We start from the raw sequence: 15,921 nt of genomic DNA on the forward strand, positions 1-15,921 counted from the left end.
GCGCTCGTAGGCATCGACACGTCACACCACGACCCCGAGGTTGCCCCATCCACGACGTGGCGGCAACCCGAGGGGCCACCGTCGGCATCACAGGAGGACCTCATGGCGGAGATCTCCCGCCTCCCCGGCCCGCAGGCCGACCGCTGGGAATGGCAGTACCAGGGGGCGTGCCGAGAAACCGGTTCCGAGGCGTTCTTCCACCCCGAGGGCGAGCGCGGTGCCCGACGCCGCGCACGTGACGCCTCGGCCAAGCTCGTGTGCGCGGGTTGCCCCGTCCTGCAGGAGTGCCGGGAGCACGCCCTCACCGTCCGCGAGCCGTACGGCGTGTGGGGAGGCATGACGGAGGACGAGCGCGAGGCGCACCACGCCGCGCACGAGCTCGCCTCCTGAGGCACCGCTCCCCCACTCCGGGCCCAGAGGCGCCCCCGCCCCAGGGGGCCCGGATCGCCCCCTCGCCGTTCACCCACGCGTGCAGGTCACCCGGCCGCCCGCGCGACCGCGTTCGCCCGGTGCAACGAGGATCCGACGTGCCCACCGAGCACGACGAGCACCACGAGCACCCCGACGAGCACGAGGTCCGGCACCTGCCACGATCCCGTCGCGTCGAAGAGGACCCCGAGCAGGATCGGCCCCGTCGCCGCGACGACGTAGCCCACGCCCTGCGCGAGGGCGGACACGGCCGGCACGTCGGCGGAGTCGGGCTGGTCTGCGACGAACGTCAACGCACTCGAGAACGCCGCACCCTGCGCGAGACCGCAGACCGACGCGGCCACGGCCGCCGCCGCCGGGCCGAGACCGAGGCACAGCAACGCGACGATCTGGACGCCGCACACGGCGGTGATCCACGGCCGCGCCCGACGCGAGGTGGCGAAGCGCGGCGCGACGAACGATCCCGGGATGCCGAGCAGGCTGAAAAGGCCGAGCACCGCCCCGGCCGCCGCGGGCGAGAGCCCCTGCGCGGTGAGCTGGTCGGGCAGCCACGTGACGAGGCTGTAGAAGATCAACGACTGCAACCCCATGAACGCCGTGATCGCCCAGGCGCGGCGGGTCGTCGCGACGGCACGGAGTCCCGTCGGAGGGGTGACCGCCCCGGCGTCGTGGCCGGGCGTGCGACGCACGATGACGACCCACCATGCAAGCACGGCGAGTGCGGGCACCGCCCAGAGGCCGAGGGCGAGCGGCCACCCCCAGCCGAGGCCGTCCTCGAGCGGGACCGTCGCCGTCGAGCCGAGGGCCCCACTGATCTGCAAGGTCGCCGTGTAGGCGCCCATGAGCAGCGCGATGCGCGTGGGGAAGCGGGAACGGATGAACGACGGAACGAGGACGTTGCCGAGCGCGATGCCGCACCCGACGAGCACCGTGCCGAGGAAGAATGCCGCCGCGCCGCCCGCGCTGCGGACGAGCGCACCCGCCGCGATCGGCACGAGGAGGAGTAGCATCGCCCGCTCGAGGCCGAGACGGCCGACGAGATAGGGCGCCGCGAACGCGAACAGGCCGAAGCACACCATCGGCAGCGACGTCGTCGCACCGGCGAGGGCAGGGCCGAGGTGGAGATCGGCCCGCAACGTCGAGAGCGTCGGCGGGACGCTCGTGATCGGCGCCCGCAGGAGGAACGCCACGGCGAGAACCGCGAGGGCGATCGTCACACCCGGACGCCACACCCTCCCCCGCCGTGCGCCCGTCCCTGCCTCGTCCACTGAACCCGCCATCGTCCTGCTCCGATTCCGCCCTCTCGGGCCTCGACATTCCTGACCGCGCACCCCGCCCACCGGGAGACGCACGAGCACGCCCCGGAACAGGAGTCCCGTTCCGGGGCGTGCTCGTCTCGTCGCCGCGCCGTTGCGGCAGCAGGGGGATCAGTGCCCGTGACCGTGACCGGCGGCGGGCTCCTCCTCTTCCTTCTTCTCGACCACGAGCGTGTCGGTGGTGAGGACCATCGCCGCGATCGAGGCGGCGTTGCGCAGCGCGGAACGCGTCACCTTGACCGGGTCGATGATGCCCTTGGCGACGAGGTCGCCGTACTCGCCCGTCGCGGCGTCGAGACCCGTGCCGGGGCCGGCCTCGGAGACCTTCGCGACGGCGACGTAGCCCTGCAGGCCCGCGTTCTCGGCGATCCACCGCAGCGGCTCGGCCGCGGCCTTGCGCACGATCTGGGCACCCGTGGCCTCGTCACCCTCGAGCGACAGGGAGTCGGCCGCCACCGAGGCGTGGACGAGCGCGGAGCCACCACCGGGGACGATGCCCTCCTCGATGGCCGCACGGGTCGCGGAGATCGCGTCCTCGATGCGGTGCTTCTTCTCCTTGAGCTCCACCTCGGTGTGCGCGCCGACCTTGATGACGCAGACGCCACCGGCGAGCTTCGCGAGACGCTCCTGGAGCTTCTCGCGGTCCCAGTCGGAGTCGGTGCGCTCGATCTCGGCCTTGATCTGGCCGACGCGGCCCTCGACCTCGGAGCTCTCACCGGCGCCGTCGACGATCGTCGTGGCCTCCTTGGTGACGACGACGCGACGGGCCTGGCCGAGCATGTCGAGGTCGACGTTGTCGAGCTTGAGACCGACCTCCTCGGAGACGACCGTCGCGCCCGTGAGGATCGCGATGTCCTGCAGCATCGCCTTGCGGCGGTCACCGAAGCCCGGCGCCTTGACGGCGACGACCTTGAGGATCTCGCGCATGCGGTTGACGACGAGCGTCGAGAGGGCCTCGCCGTCGACGTCCTCGGCGATGATGAGCAGCGGCTTCTTGGCCTGCGCGATCTTCTCCAGGACGGGGAGGATGTCGGCGACCGTGCTGATCTTGCCGGAGTTGACGAGCACGTAGGCGTCCTCAAGGACACCCTCCATGCGCTCGGTGTCGGTGACGAAGTACGGGGACAGATAGCCCTTGTCGAACTGCATGCCCTCGGTGAACTCGAGCTCGGTGGAGGCGGTGTTGCTCTCCTCGACGGTGATGACACCGTCCTTGCCGACCTTGTCGAACGCCTCGGCGATGAGCTCGCCGATCTCGCGGTCCTGCGCCGAGAGGGACGCGACCTGCGCGATCTCGTCCTTGCCCTCGACCTCACGCGCACCCTCGAGCAGCTTGGCGTCGAGCGCCTCGACGGCCTTCTCCATACCGCGCTTGAGGCCCGCCGGAGCCGCACCCGCGGCCACGTTGCGGAGACCCTCCTTGACCATCGCCTGGGCGAGGACCGTCGCGGTCGTCGTCCCGTCACCGGCGATGTCGTTCGTCTTGGTGGCGACCTCCTTGGCGAGCTGCGCGCCGAGGTTCTCGTAGGAGTCCTCGAGCTCGACCTCGCGGGCGATCGTCACACCGTCGTTCGTGATCGTGGGGGCGCCCCACGCCTTGTCGATGACGACGTTGCGGCCACGCGGGCCGAGCGTCACCTTGACGGTGTTCGCGAGCGCGTCGACACCGCGCTCCAACGCCTTGCGTGCGGAGTCGTTGAACTCCAGTTCCTTGGCCATGTCAAACCTCTCGGTAGGACGACGACGCCCCGGCGTGCGCCTTGCTCAGGCGGCCGGGGCGCGTCGGTGAAGCGTATGGGTGGTCAGCGCGTCACTTGGTGACGACGGCCAGCACGTCGCGGGCGGAGAGGATGAGGAACTCCTCGCCGGCGTACTTGACCTCGGTGCCGCCGTACTTGCTGTAGATGACCTTGTCGCCGACCTGGACGTCGAGCGGGATGCGGTTGCCGTTGTCGTCGACACGACCCGGACCGATGGCCAGGACCTCGCCCTCCTGGGGCTTCTCCTTGGCGGTGTCCGGGATGACGAGGCCGGAGGCCGTGGTCTGCTCGGCCTCGCTGGACTTGACGACGATGCGGTCCTCGAGCGGCTTGATGTTCACCGACACGGTTCCACCTTTCGACTAGAGCGCCCGTGAGGGCACATGAGTTCGGTGCAGGCGACCGGCCGGTGGACCGCCGTCGCGGGGGTCGGCCCTGGGTCGATGACGCCTGCTGTTCTCTGCTCTCCCGACCGTCTCCGGCGCCGTGCGGAGCGTTCCGCGCCTGGCACTTGGAGCCGTCGAGTGCTAACTCCGAATCTAGGCCTCGGTTAGCACTCGGTCAACTCGACTGCCAAGGTTGCGCCGGGGCGACTCGGCCACGGGACTCCTGACGCGACCGTCGGCCCACCGCGGCGAGCGCCGGGCGAAGAGCGACGCGCGGGGTGAGGGACGAGGCACGCATCATCGTGCGGAGCACGGCGCCGGGGAACACGACGGCGCGCCCCTGCGACAGACCCTCCCACGCCTCGCGGGCGCACTGCTCGGCGCTGATGCGGGCGACGCCCACGGCGTTCGTGAGCGGCCCCATGCCGGAGACGTCGTCGAACTCCGTGGCGACCGGCCCCGGCTGCAGCTGGGTGAGGGTGACGCCCGTGCCGGCGAGTTCGCCGCGCAGCCCCTCGGAGAGGCCGTCGACGTAGTGCTTCGTCGCGGCGTAGACGGCGGCACCCGGCGTGGGCATGCGCCCCGCGCTCGACCCGACCATGAGGATCGCGCCACGCCCGTGCTCGATCATCGCGGGCAGCAGCGCCCGCGTGAGCAGGGTGGGGGCGGTGACGTTGACGGCGATCATCCGCGCGAGGGTGTCGGGCTCCGCCTCCTCGAGGAGGGCGTAGTCGCCGAACCCGGCGTTGTTGACCAGGACGTCCACCCCCAGGCCCGCGGCGGAGACGTCGTCGACGAGCGCACGCACGCCCTCGGGGGTCGAGAGGTCGGCGGGAATCACCTCGACACGCAGCGGCTCGCGGCCGTGACGGTCGACGATCGCGAGGCGCCGCGCAACCTCCTCGAGGCGGTCGCGCCGACGCGCGACGAGGACGACGGTGTCCGCGACGACGGCGGCCTCACGGGCGAGGGCCTCGCCGATGCCGGACGACGCGCCCGTGACGAGCACGGTCGTATCGGCGAACCGCTCCGCGGCCTCGCTGGTGTCGGTGGGGACGAACGGGATCTTCGGCATGGCTCTCCTCCGGCGGACGGACCTCCAGTCTCACCCCACACGACGACACCGGCTCGTCGAGACCCGACCGCGGGACGGTCATACGACGACCGGGATCGGCGACGTCGTGTGGCGGTGGGGTGATCGATCGACCGCGGCGGTGGGGAGTGTCGGCACCTCCCGTCCCCGCCCGGGAGCCCGTGGCGACGGGACGGGCAGCCGGTAGCGTGATGGGTCATGGACGCCGACACCGCCAGGCTGCTCGTCGAGGACGGTCTCGACGTCCTCGCCGGACTCCCGCCGTACGACCCGGCAGAGGACCTCGCCCTCGGGACCCGCCTGCGGGCCGAGGGGCTGGACGCGACGCTCGTCGCGGCCGTCCTCACCCAGGCGGAGCTGCGGGCGCAGGGACGGGCGAAGTTCGGCGACGACGCCGCCCGGATGCTCCTCACCCGTGACGGCCTCGAGCAGGCGACGCGCAGGGAGGTCGCCGATCATCACGGGGCCCGGTTCGCCGCCGCCGGTGTCCCCCGCGTGCACGACCTCGGCTGCGGGCTCGGTGCCGACGCGCTCGGTCTCGTCCGGGCAGGGGTGAGCGCATATGCGATCGACGTCGACGAGTCCACCGCCCTCCTCGCCGACCACAATCTCCGCACGCTCGACCGCGGAACAGGCTCCCGTGCCCGGTGGGGGCGAGCCGAGGGCGCGGACCCGGCGCCGGAGGACGGCGTGTGGTTCGACCCCGCCCGACGCATCCCCGGCCGCACCGACGCCTCCGGCCGCACGCGACGGACGTTCCGCCTCGAGGACATGACCCCGCCGTGGGAGCTCGTCGTCGACACGGCCGCGCGCGTCCCGGCGACCGGGGTCAAGCTCTCCCCCGCGTTCCCCGCGCACGAGCTGCCCGCCGGCTCGCAGGCCGAGTGGGTGTCGCACGACGGCGACCTCGTCGAGTGCGCCGTGTGGTGGGGGCCGCTCGTCGACCGCGCCGGCCGGACCGCGACGCTCCTCGGCACCGGGTCCGCGCCGGTCGTCGTCACCGAGGCCGACGCGGCGGACGCGACCCCGGCCGGATCGGTCGCCCTCACCCCGGGTTCCGTCCTCCACGAACCGGATCTCGCCGTGCTCCAGGCGGGTCTCGTCGGCGCGCTCACCCGCGCCGTCGACGGCGCCGAGATCGCGTCGGGCATGGGCTACGTCGTCTCCGACTCCGACACCTGCGTGCCGTACGCGCGGCGGCATCGCGTCGTCGAGGTCCTCCCCGCGAACGTCAAGGCCGTCAAGGCGTGGCTGCGCCGCGAGGGGATCACGGGACTCACCATCAAGCGACGCGGTGGCCGCCTCGACCCCGACGACCTCCGCCGCCGTCTCGGGGTGTCGCGCCGTGGTGGCGACCAGGCGACCCTCCTCCTCACCGTCGGCCCCGACGGCCCGGTCGCCCTCGTGCTCGACGCCCTCACATGAGGCCCACACCGGCACCGGTGGCGTCACCCGCCCGGCCGCCTCGTCGGGCATGCGAACGGCCCCCGTCTCCATCGCAGGGGACGGGGGCCGTTCGAGATGTGGCGGCCGGTCAGGCCTTGGGCGCCACGGTGAGGACCGTCTGACCGCGGGTGACGTGGCCGGAGCCGACGGGCTCGACCGGGCCGGTGGTGAAGTGGTTCGTCACGAGCACGGGGGTGATGAGGCTGTAGCCAGCCTCCTCGATGACGCGGCGGTCGACCGTGACGAGCGGCGTGCCCGCCTGCACGACGTCACCGGCCTTGACGCGCACGTCGAAGCCCTTGCCGTCGAGGTTGACGGTGTCGATGCCGACGTGGATGAGCAGCTCCACGCCGCCCTCGAGCGCGAGGCCGAAGGCGTGGCCCGTGGCCTGGGCGACCATGACCTTGCCCGCGGCCGGGGCGCAGATCGTGTCGTCGCTCGGGTCGATGCCGACGCCCGGACCGACGAGCCCGGCGCTGAACACCTTGTCGGGCACCTCCGACAGCGGCACGAGGGTGCCGTCGACGGGGGCGCCGATCTCGATCAGGTCCGTGCGACCGGATGCCGGAGCGGACGTGCCGTAGGTCTGCGACGTCGGGTCACCGGCGGGCGCTGTGCCGGCGGCGGCGCCGACAGCGGTGGCCCCGGCGGCGGTGGCTCCAGCACCGGCGGCGCGCGTGTCCGTGGGACGCGTGTCGGCGGGGCGCGTGGCGGTGCCCGTCGCGGCGGTGGGGGTTCCGGCGGTGCCGGCGGCCGAGACCGGGGACGCGGCGTGCGCCATGCGGTCGTCGGTGCGCAGGGTGATGGCCTCGTCGGCCACCGGGTCCTGTGCCGGGATCGCGGTGTCGGTCGTCGCGGTGGCGGCGGCGCGGGCGGCGAGCTTCTGCTCGGGGGTCCGGTAGTCGCCGATGACGACGAGGATCATCGCGGTGAAGAACGAGGCGGCGACCGCAGCGCCGTAGAGCGGGATGTTGTCGAACGCCGGGATCGTGAGCAGCGAGGTGAACACGAACGCCTTCGTCGTCACGCCACCGCCGAGGCCGATGATGACACCGCCGACGAGGCAGCCGACGAGCATCCGCGGGTAGATCTTCTTGAACCGCAGGTGGATGCCGTAGAGGGACGGCTCGGAGATCCCACCGAGCAGGCCCGCGGCGAGGGCACCGGTCGCGGTCTGGCGCATCGCGACCTCCCTGTCGCGGATCGCGTGGTAGAGCACACCGGCGGTGGCGCCGAAGCACGCGAAGTTCCACGCACCCATGGGGCCCTGGATGAAGTCGTACCCGATGGTGCTGATGTTCGCGAGCATGATCGCGTTGATCGGCCAGTGCAGACCCAGCGGCACCATGAACGGGTAGGCGAGCGGAATGATGATCGCGAAGATCAGCGGGCTGAAGTCGTTGATCGACTTGAGGAACTGACCAAGGCCGGCGCCCACGTACACGCCGATGGGGCCGATGAGGAACGCCGTCAGCGGGATCATGATGAGCATCGCGAAGAACGGCACGAAGATGAGGTGCAGGTTGCTCGGGATGATCTTCTTGAGCAACTTGTAGAGCGGGCCGAGCACGACCGCCATGAGCAGCGGCGGGAACACCGTCGAGCCGTAGTTGAACACCGTGAGCGGCAGGCCGAAGACGTCGAAGATCTTGACCTCGGAGCCGAACACGGTGGCCGTGTGGGCCGCCTCGCCCAGCCCGGTGAAACCGGGGAGCATGAGCACACCCATGATCGCGAAACCGACCCACGGGTCGGCGTCGAGCTTCTTGGAGGCGTTGTACGCGACCATGAGCGGCAGGAAGTAGAACACGCCCTGCCAGAGCAGGTTGATGAACGCCCAGCCGCCGGTGAGCGTGACGCGGGGGTCGGCCCAGTTGCCGATGACGCCGAGCGTCGCCATCAACGCCATGAACGTGATGAACAACGACGCACCGAGAAGGGCACCGAGGATCGGGCGGAACGAATCGGAGAGGAACTCGAAGAAGTTGTCGAGCCACGCCCGGCCGCCGCGGGGGCCACCGGCACGGAGTTCGGCCTTGAGTTCGTCGTCGGACTTCGCGCCGCCCGCCGCGGGCGCCGCGGCCGAGGACGTCATCGAGGGCAACGCCATGATGTCGTTGTAGACGTTCTGCACCGCGCCGCCGATGACGACCTGATAGCGGTCGCCGGACTGCGGGACGGCACCCATGACACCGGGGGTCGCCTCGACGCGGGGCGTGTCGACGGCGGAGCCGTCACGGAGTTGGAAACGGAGACGCGTGGCGCAGTGCGTCAGGCTGACGATGTTGGAGGGACCGCCGACGCTGTCGACGATCTCCTGTGCGGGACTCGCTGCCATGCTGATGCTTTCTGGTCGCAAGGGGGCTTTTCGCCGAGAACGGCGGGCTCATTCTCGCCCGGCGCCGGGGTGGCGCGTTCTCAGGGTGACCCAGAACCTCCCCCGTCGGGGGTTGTCGCCACGAGAGAATCGGCGTGTCGGGGTGTTCGACGACGTTCGCGACCGTGCCGAAGGTCCGCCCGCACGGCGGCGAGGGGCGTTCCCGTCGCTCGGCACCGCCGGTCTCGGCCCTCGCCGCTGCACGTCGTCGGGCCGCGGGGGCGAGACGTCGCGCCGTCGGACGGGCACGGCACGCCGCCCCGTCGCTGCCTGCGACGAGGGATTCCCGACCGGGACTGCTCGGATGACCGGGCCACGGCCGGCCGTGAGCGCGGTGCGCCGATTCGAGCGGAGCGGGTCTCGCCCGCCCCGCACCCGTCACCGCAGGGCGGCGGCGACCCCGGGGATGCGCTCGCAGTACCCCTCGAGCAGGAGGCGGGCGAGGGAGACGGACTCGACGAGCGGGTGGGAGGCGAAGGCCTGGACGGCACGGCGTCGGGAGCCGGTGAGGGCGGCTTCGATCGTCAGTTCCTCGGCGTGCTTGACCTGTGCCGTGAGCCCCAGCATCCGCCCCGTGAGGGGGTCGGTCATGAGGGGGCGGGGGCCGTTCGCGTCGACGGCGCACGGCACCTCGACGACGGCGTCGGCGGGCAGGCCGGGCAGGGCCGTGCCGTTGCGGACGTTGAGGATCATCACCGACCGATCGCCACGGGAGATCGCGTGCATGAGCGAGAGCGCGACCTGCTCGTACCCCTCGGCGCCGACGTCGGTCATGTCGCGTTCCTCACCCTCGGCGCGGGCCTCCGCCATGTACGTCTCCTCGCGCTCGGCACGCACCTCCTGCCAGCGTCGCCACGCGCCGTCGGTGTCGGCGAGCGCGGCCTCGTAGTAGGCCGACTGCTGGTCGAGGAGGAACTCGCCCCGCGTCTGCGCCGAGCCACGGATCGACGTGATCGCCTCACGGGTGAAGTCGTAGTAGTAGACGTACTCGTTGGGGATCGCACCGATCGCCTCGAGCCAGTCGTGCCCGAAGAGGCGCCCCTCCTCGGTGCGGGCGAGGCGCGCGGGGTCGGCGAGGAGCTCGGGGAGGACGTCGCGCCCCTCGTACCGCAGCGCCCGGAGCCACCCGAGGTGGTTGAGCCCGGCGTAGTCGAACGCGGTGCGCGCGGGATCGAGGCCGAGCGCGGCGGCGGCGCGGCGACCGAGCCCGATCGGGGAGTCGCAGATGCCGACGACGCGGTCGCCGAGGACGGTCTGCATCGCCTGCGTGATCATGCCCGCGGGGTTGGTGAAGTTGATGACGTACGCCCGCGGCGCCACCTCCGCCACGGTGTGGGCGATCTCCATGACGACGGGGATCGTGCGCAGGCCGTAGGCGATTCCGCCCGGCCCGGTCGTCTCCTGGCCGAGGAGGCCGAGGTCGAGGGCGACCCGTTCGTCGCACGTGCGCCCCTCGGCGCCGCCGACGCGGATCGCGGAGAAGACGAAATCGGTGTCGGTGACGGCGTCGCGGAGGTCGGTCGTCGCACGCACGGTCGGCGGTGTGATGCCGTGGGCGCGGCGCGCCTCGCCGGCCTGCTCGCGGAGCACCGCCGTCATCACGTCGAGCCGGTCGGCCGCGGTGTCGTGGAGGACGACCTCCTCCACCCGCCCCGCACCCGCGTCGTGCAGTAACGCGCCGTACACGAGAGGGACGCGGAAACCACCTCCACCGAGAATGGTGAGTTTCATGATTGACCTCCTGCGGTGGGATACGACGACGGGGAACAGAATGCGTTCCAGAACCGCAACTTATCGCTGGGTTCCTCGATCCCCGACAAGGCCGGCATCGACACCCTCCGGCCTCACTCGCGGCTCCCCCGTCATGAGACTTCCGAACAGTGGCCGCACCACACGGACCCTACCCGCGAGTCACGGACTAGGTTGTCGCCCACCGACCTTGGAGGATCCATGGCTCGTTCCGCCTGTCATTCGCTCGCTGCCGCGCTCACGCTGGGGTCACTCGCGCTGGGGGCTCCGGCGTTCGCCGCCCCCGCTGACACCGCAGGTGAAGCCCACCGTCGCACCCCGGAGACGCTCGTGCCGATCGGCGGTGGGTACGAATCGCTGTCGCTACGGTCGTACGCGTTGCGCGTGGCGCAGCAGGCCCGGGGCTCGACCGTCGACATCGTCGTCGTCCCCTCGAGTTACGGCGACGCGCCCGCCGACCGCGCAAAGAACCTGCAGCTCGCGGGACAACGTGCCGCGCAGATGGACGCCGAGTGCGACGCAGCACTCAAGGCGAGCGCCTACGGCTCCCGGTTCGCCGGCTGCACCGCCACGCTCGCGCCCCTCCTCGACCGCCACGACGCGATGAACCCGGCGAACGTCGCCCCGTTCACGAACGCCGAGACCGACGGCGTCTACGTCCTCGGCGGCGACCAGGTGCTCGCGATGAAGGTCCTCGCGAACTCGCCCGCCGAGAAGGCGATGTCGGCGGCATCCCGTCGCGGCGTCGTCGTCGGCGGTACGAGCGCAGGCAACGCCGTCGAATCCCGAACGATGGGAGCGGGATACGCCGAGGACCGCAACCCCGAGGATGGGCTCGAACGCGACGCCGCGCTCCTCTTCTGGGGCGACGACCTCGGGAGCGACGAACGCGGCCTCTCCTTCGGCACGCATCGCGCCATCCTCGACCAGCACTTCTACCAACGCGGACGCTTCGGTCGCCTCCTCGCCTACGTCGCCCGCTCGGCCGAGCACCACGGCGGCACGGGCAAGATCGGCATCGGCGTCGACTGGGCCACCGGCCTCTCCATCGAGGACGATACGCGCCTCACGCAGCCGTTCGGGTACTCCTCCAGCAGCGTCGTCGACCTCTCGACGGCGACGGCACCGCGGTGGGTCGGGCCGCGGAACACGTTGTCGGTGCAGGGAGTTCGCACCCACCTCGTCGCACCTCTGCGCGGCCGGGCGATGACGTACGACATGCCCTCGCGCACGATGCGCCTCGACGACCATCGGCTCCCCGCCGCTCGACCGACCACGCTGCCGCGCCTCACGGCGTCGGGGCGCGGGACGCTCGTGCTCGGCGGCGGGATGAACGCCACCGCCGCCTCCGCGCCGCTGCGCGCGTTCGTGGAGAGCGCGACGCCGGGCCGCCCGATCGTCCTCGTCCTCGCCGGATACGCCGACGCGACCGCCCGCACCAAGGACGCCGACGCTTACACGGCCGCCCTCCGCGCGCAGGGATGGACGGGCGAGGTGCGCGTGATCCGCCACGGCCTCGACCCCCTCGACCCTGCCCAGATCCGCCGCAGCGCAGGGGTGCTCGCCGTCGGCGACGACCAGTCGCGCATGGCGTCGTTCGTCGCCGACCGCGACGTCCGCGCGAGCCTCGCCGCCGCACGACGCAGCGGCGTCGCCGTGATGACCGACGGCGCCGCCACCGCCGTCGGCGGCCAGCGGTACGTGACGAACCCCGACCCCGAGGTCACCACCGAATCCCCCGAGGCCATCGCGATGTTCCGACGCGGCGACGCCCGCCTCGCCGCCGGTCTCGGGCTCGTGCGCGGGTACGTCCTCGAACCGACGCTCACCCGCGAATTCCGTTGGGGCCGCCTGTTCGACGTCGGCGCTCAGCGACGCGGAACGATCGGCGCCGGCATCAGCGAACGCACCGCCCTCGTCCTCACCGACCGCGACGCCCGCGTGATCGGCGACCGATCCGTCGTCACCGTCGACGCCCGCCGTGCACGCTGGTTCCCCAGCGCCAACGGCGCCCTCGCCGGTACCGACCTCTTCGTCTCCACCTACGCCCCCACCGACCGGGTGCGCTGACGTCGCTTCTCGACCTCCGGCCCGCACGCGAACGTCGCAGGGGCCGGAGCCACCGGGAGCCTGCTCGACGTCGCGGCGCGCGACATCAGCCTGGCCGTGGCGGCCTGATCGAGCCGCGGTCGAGTAGACGCGCGAGGCGGGGCAATCGGCCGGGTGTCGGACGGGGTCGGTCCCAGCCCATCCCCGGCGACCCGGGTGGCGCGAACCACACGTAGCCGCCGACGACGTCCCGCCCGACCGTGCGGGCGTTGCGCAGCGACGGGATGTTGTCGGCGTGGATCGTGCCCCCACAGGGTGTCGCCCTCCCGCGCGGGCACCCTCTCGGCGAGTCGGGCGAGGACGCGGCGCCCCCACCCCTGCCCGAGGAACGCTGGGGCGAGGACGATCTCCCGGACGACGAACCACAGTGCCTCGGCGACGACGGCGCCACCTCGGCCGGGCGCGAACCGCCCCCGCCGGGCCTCCCCCACCGACATGGGCACACGGCGCGGGTCGAAGGTCGACGGCGCAGCACCTGCACGACGACGCCTGGCCTCACCGACGGCCCGCTGCCGATGCCGCGCGCCGAAGCGGGACGGGCCGTGCCGGCCCGCAGAGATCAGCCTTCCCGCGGCGCACGCTCGCTCGCACGCCACGGTGTGAGGACGACGAGCCCGGCGGCGACGCATCCCCCGAGCGTGCCGAGGGCGAGGTCGCCGAGGGTGTCGAGGTAGGCGCCGTCGAGTTCGGTGCCGAACCGCATGAACGTCCACCACTCCCCGAGCTCCCAGACGACCGCGAGGAGTGCCCCCAGCCCGGCGGTCGCGAGCGCCCGCAGACCCCGCGAGGCGCGGCGACGCGGGTCGAGGAGCATCCCGAGGCCGCTGCACAGCAGCAGCCAGTTGCCGAAGTGGCAGGCGTCGTCGAACCAGCCCACCCGGTCGTACAGGTCGAGGGTGTTGCCGGTGACGTCGACGAGGAACGGCGCCATGACCAGCGCGAACGCACCCCAGGGTGCAGCATCCCCGCGGCCACGACGGCGCAGCGCCCACACCGCCGGGACGAGCAGCATCATCAGCGGGTAGAGCACCGCCCGCGCCCCGAACGCCTTGCCCTCGAACTGTGGCAACCCCGGCAGGAGCACCACAGCCCCCAACTGCAGCACCGTCGCCGCGAACAGCACCAGGCACGCCACGCGTCCCACGCCTCCACCTCCCGTCATCCGCCGGGTCGTCGCACACGGGCGACACGAACGGTCGCCGCTCCACGATGACATGCCTCCCACCCTGGGCCCCGTCGATCCGCGGCCCTGCACGCGTCGTCCCTCCAGCAACGCCGGAGCAGGCCGGCTCGGCCAGACACGACGTGGCCGAGGTGAGCTGCACCGACGCCCCCCTCACTCGTGCGGCGTGGTCACCGCGTCGATCCGCCTGGCGGCGGCGGCCGGGTGGCGGCGGCCGGGTGGCGGCGGCGGGGTCGATCGAGGTGGACGACCGCGCCCCCGCTCACTCGGGCCGGCGGAGCGAGACGGTCTCCCCGTACGTCACGTACCGGGAGCCGCTGAGGCGGGCGACGGGATCGAGGAGCCACTCGGCGGGGCGGTCACCGTCGAGCACGGATTCGTCGACCGCGGCGAGCAGCACCCTCCCGAGGACGACGAACGAGTTCCCCACCGGCACGACGTCGTGGAGCACGCATTCGAGGGCGGCCGGGGAATCGGCGACGCGCGGCGGTGCCACCCGCTCCGACGCCTCCGTCCCCAGCCCCGCGAGGTCGAACTCGTCGACCGAGGCGTCGACCGAGGCGGAGGTGGCGTTCATCTGCTCGAGCAGAGCCCGGGAGGCGAGGTTGACGACGAACTCCCCCGTCGCCTCGACGTTGCGTAGCGTGTCCTTGCGTCCCACCGACGTGAACTGCACGACGGGCGGGTCCGCGGAGGCGACGGTGAAGAACGAGTGCGGCGCAAGGTTGGCCACCCCGTTCGCGTCGAGGGTGCCCACCCACGCGATGGGCCGCGGCACCACCAACCCGGTGAGGAGCCGATACGGCTGCGGGGTGGGCCAAGTCGTGAGATCGAAGAGTCGACGTTCCACGCGCCCGACGGTAGCCGCCGGCTCCCGGCGAGCCGTAACGCGACGCCCTCTTGGCCCGCCGACGACATCCCCGCGGTCGGTGGGGTCCGCCTGCCCTGCGGCCAGGCCGCCGACGTGGCCCGAGAGACCACCTCACCGTGCGGGTGGGGGCCCGACCGTCCTGTGGCCGGTCAGCTCCCCGTGGGGCGGGCTCCGTCCGCGAGGAGGGCGTGGCAGCGGGTGAGTCGGTCGCGCCACCACGCCACGCGGTCGACAGGGGCCGCGTGGCGTTCGAGCAGGTCGGGGTCGACGTCGAGGCGGTCGGACCCGCGGACGGGCAGGGCGCCGTCCTGCGGCAGAGCGGGGGTGGTGGCGACGTCCCCGTCGAGCAGCGCGACGGTGGCGAGGCCGCACGCGAGCGGCAGCTCCGGCATCGCCGCGGCGAGCGCCACGCCGGCCTCGACGCCCACGGAGGTGTCGATCGCGCTCGACACGACGGCAGGCAACCCCACCTGTTCGGCGACGGCGAGCGCCGCCCGCACCCCGCCCAGGGGCGCGACCTTGACGATCATCACGTCGGCGGCGTCGAGCTGCTTGACCCGCAGGGGATCCTCGGCGCGGCGGATCGACTCGTCGGCGGCGACCCGGACCTCGAGCCCGCGCCGCGCGAGCCCCACCCGCACGCGGGCCAGGTCCTCGACGTCCATGCACGGCTGCTCGACGTACTCCAGGTCGTAGGGCGCGAGCGCGGTGATCGCGTCGAGCGCCTCGTCCACGCTCCAGCCGCCGTTGGCGTCGACCCGCACCCGACCGGCGGGGCCCATGACGTCGCGGACGGCGGCGACGCGCGCCACGTCGTCGCCCAGGCTCTGGCCGCGCTCGGCGACCTTGACCTTGGCGGTGCCCGCCCCGCCGAACCGCGCGACGATCTCGGGCACGCGGTCGGCCTCGATCGCGGGGACGGTCGCGTTCACCGGCACGGATCGGCGCACCGGGGCGGGGTGTCCCCGCCACGCGGCCTCGAGGCCGGCGGCGAGCCAGCGGGACGCCTCGGCGTCGTCGTACTCACCGAAGGCGCCGAACTCGCCCCAGCCGCACGGCCCCTCGAAGACCACCGTCTCGCGGGCGGTGAGGCCGCGGAACCTGGTGCGCATGGGGATGCGCACCACGTGGGCGGCGTCGAGCAGGGTGGGCAGGTCGGGCAGGTCGGGTAGCGTCACGGGATCCACCCCGTCACGCTAGCT

Annotated in this window: 12 protein-coding genes; 3 read left to right on the forward strand and 9 right to left on the reverse strand. The window is 72.5% G+C overall.

Translation table 11 applies throughout. From position 1 onward, the window contains the following. Window positions 1–102: 102 nt before the first annotated feature. Window positions 103–390 carry a WhiB family transcriptional regulator gene (locus MOPEL_RS12070; protein ID WP_009760571.1) on the forward strand — a complete coding sequence of 96 codons (288 nt, stop codon included), beginning with the start codon at window positions 103–105 and terminating at the stop codon, window positions 388–390. Window positions 391–476: 86 nt separating this feature from the next. Here the strand turns inward: MOPEL_RS12070 and MOPEL_RS12075 are convergent, their stop codons facing one another. From MOPEL_RS12075 to MOPEL_RS12090, 4 genes are all read right to left on the reverse strand, one after another. Then, window positions 477–1,646 (reverse strand): MFS transporter, encoded by a 1,170-nt coding sequence (locus MOPEL_RS12075; protein ID WP_245544775.1) that lies wholly within the window; start codon window positions 1,644–1,646, stop codon window positions 477–479. 210 nt (window positions 1,647–1,856) lie between these two features. Beyond that, window positions 1,857–3,464, reverse strand: coding sequence for a chaperonin GroEL (groL, locus tag MOPEL_RS12080; protein WP_009760573.1), 1,608 nt, complete (start codon window positions 3,462–3,464; stop codon window positions 1,857–1,859). A 91-nt stretch (window positions 3,465–3,555) separates the two neighbouring features. Continuing rightward, on the reverse strand, window positions 3,556–3,852 hold the full coding sequence (groES, locus tag MOPEL_RS12085; RefSeq protein WP_009760574.1) for a co-chaperone GroES: 297 nt from the start codon (window positions 3,850–3,852) through the stop codon (window positions 3,556–3,558). 214 nt (window positions 3,853–4,066) lie between these two features. Further along, the gene (locus MOPEL_RS12090) at window positions 4,067–4,966 is read right to left on the reverse strand and encodes an SDR family NAD(P)-dependent oxidoreductase (RefSeq protein ID WP_009760575.1); all 900 of its coding nucleotides are present in this window, start codon (window positions 4,964–4,966) and stop codon (window positions 4,067–4,069) included. Window positions 4,967–5,182: 216 nt separating this feature from the next. Between MOPEL_RS12090 and MOPEL_RS12095 the strand changes: the two genes are divergently transcribed. Then, the gene (locus tag MOPEL_RS12095) at window positions 5,183–6,409 is read left to right on the forward strand and encodes a THUMP-like domain-containing protein (protein WP_009760576.1); all 1,227 of its coding nucleotides are present in this window, start codon (window positions 5,183–5,185) and stop codon (window positions 6,407–6,409) included. Window positions 6,410–6,518: 109 nt separating this feature from the next. On the opposite strand, the gene MOPEL_RS18775 is transcribed toward MOPEL_RS12095, so the two are convergent. Beyond that, entirely contained in the window at window positions 6,519–8,768 is a 2,250-nt protein-coding gene (locus MOPEL_RS18775) for a glucose PTS transporter subunit IIA (RefSeq protein ID WP_009760577.1), read from the reverse strand. A 417-nt stretch (window positions 8,769–9,185) separates the two neighbouring features. After that, window positions 9,186–10,538, reverse strand: coding sequence for a 6-phospho-beta-glucosidase (locus MOPEL_RS12105; RefSeq protein WP_009760578.1), 1,353 nt, complete (start codon window positions 10,536–10,538; stop codon window positions 9,186–9,188). 219 nt (window positions 10,539–10,757) lie between these two features. Between MOPEL_RS12105 and MOPEL_RS12110 the strand changes: the two genes are divergently transcribed. Continuing rightward, complete coding sequence (locus MOPEL_RS12110; RefSeq protein ID WP_009760579.1) at window positions 10,758–12,626, forward strand: Type 1 glutamine amidotransferase-like domain-containing protein; 1,869 nt, start codon at window positions 10,758–10,760, stop codon at window positions 12,624–12,626. Window positions 12,627–13,224: 598 nt separating this feature from the next. Here the strand turns inward: MOPEL_RS12110 and MOPEL_RS12115 are convergent. The 3 genes from MOPEL_RS12115 to MOPEL_RS12125 form a co-directional block, all read right to left on the reverse strand. After that, a complete protein-coding gene (locus MOPEL_RS12115) occupies window positions 13,225–13,809 on the reverse strand; it encodes a DUF2238 domain-containing protein (protein ID WP_009760580.1) in 585 nt (194 codons plus the stop codon). A 301-nt stretch (window positions 13,810–14,110) separates the two neighbouring features. Further along, window positions 14,111–14,698, reverse strand: a complete 588-nt coding sequence (locus tag MOPEL_RS12120) for a flavin reductase family protein (protein WP_051992302.1) — start codon at window positions 14,696–14,698, stop codon at window positions 14,111–14,113. Window positions 14,699–14,868: 170 nt separating this feature from the next. Then, window positions 14,869–15,906 (reverse strand): o-succinylbenzoate synthase, encoded by a 1,038-nt coding sequence (locus MOPEL_RS12125; protein ID WP_009760582.1) that lies wholly within the window; start codon window positions 15,904–15,906, stop codon window positions 14,869–14,871. Window positions 15,907–15,921: the final 15 nt, after the last annotated feature.

Source organism: Mobilicoccus pelagius NBRC 104925, assembly GCF_000247995.1.
In the GTDB taxonomy this organism is placed as follows: Bacteria; Actinomycetota; Actinomycetes; order Actinomycetales; family Dermatophilaceae; genus Mobilicoccus; species Mobilicoccus pelagius.

Excerpts from the sequence above, each read along its gene's own strand:
- groL (WP_009760573.1), bottom strand. The coding sequence starts at position 3,464 with ATGGCCAAGGAACTGGAGTTCAACGACTCCGCACGCAAGGCGTTGGAG.
- MOPEL_RS12070 (WP_009760571.1), top strand. The coding sequence starts at position 103 with ATGGCGGAGATCTCCCGCCTCCCCGGCCCGCAGGCCGACCGCTGGGAA.
- MOPEL_RS12110 (WP_009760579.1), top strand. The coding sequence starts at position 10,758 with ATGGCTCGTTCCGCCTGTCATTCGCTCGCTGCCGCGCTCACGCTGGGG.
- MOPEL_RS12090 (WP_009760575.1), bottom strand. The coding sequence starts at position 4,966 with ATGCCGAAGATCCCGTTCGTCCCCACCGACACCAGCGAGGCCGCGGAG.
- MOPEL_RS18775 (WP_009760577.1), bottom strand. The coding sequence starts at position 8,768 with ATGGCAGCGAGTCCCGCACAGGAGATCGTCGACAGCGTCGGCGGTCCC.
- MOPEL_RS12095 (WP_009760576.1), top strand. The coding sequence starts at position 5,183 with ATGGACGCCGACACCGCCAGGCTGCTCGTCGAGGACGGTCTCGACGTC.
- MOPEL_RS12105 (WP_009760578.1), bottom strand. The coding sequence starts at position 10,538 with ATGAAACTCACCATTCTCGGTGGAGGTGGTTTCCGCGTCCCTCTCGTG.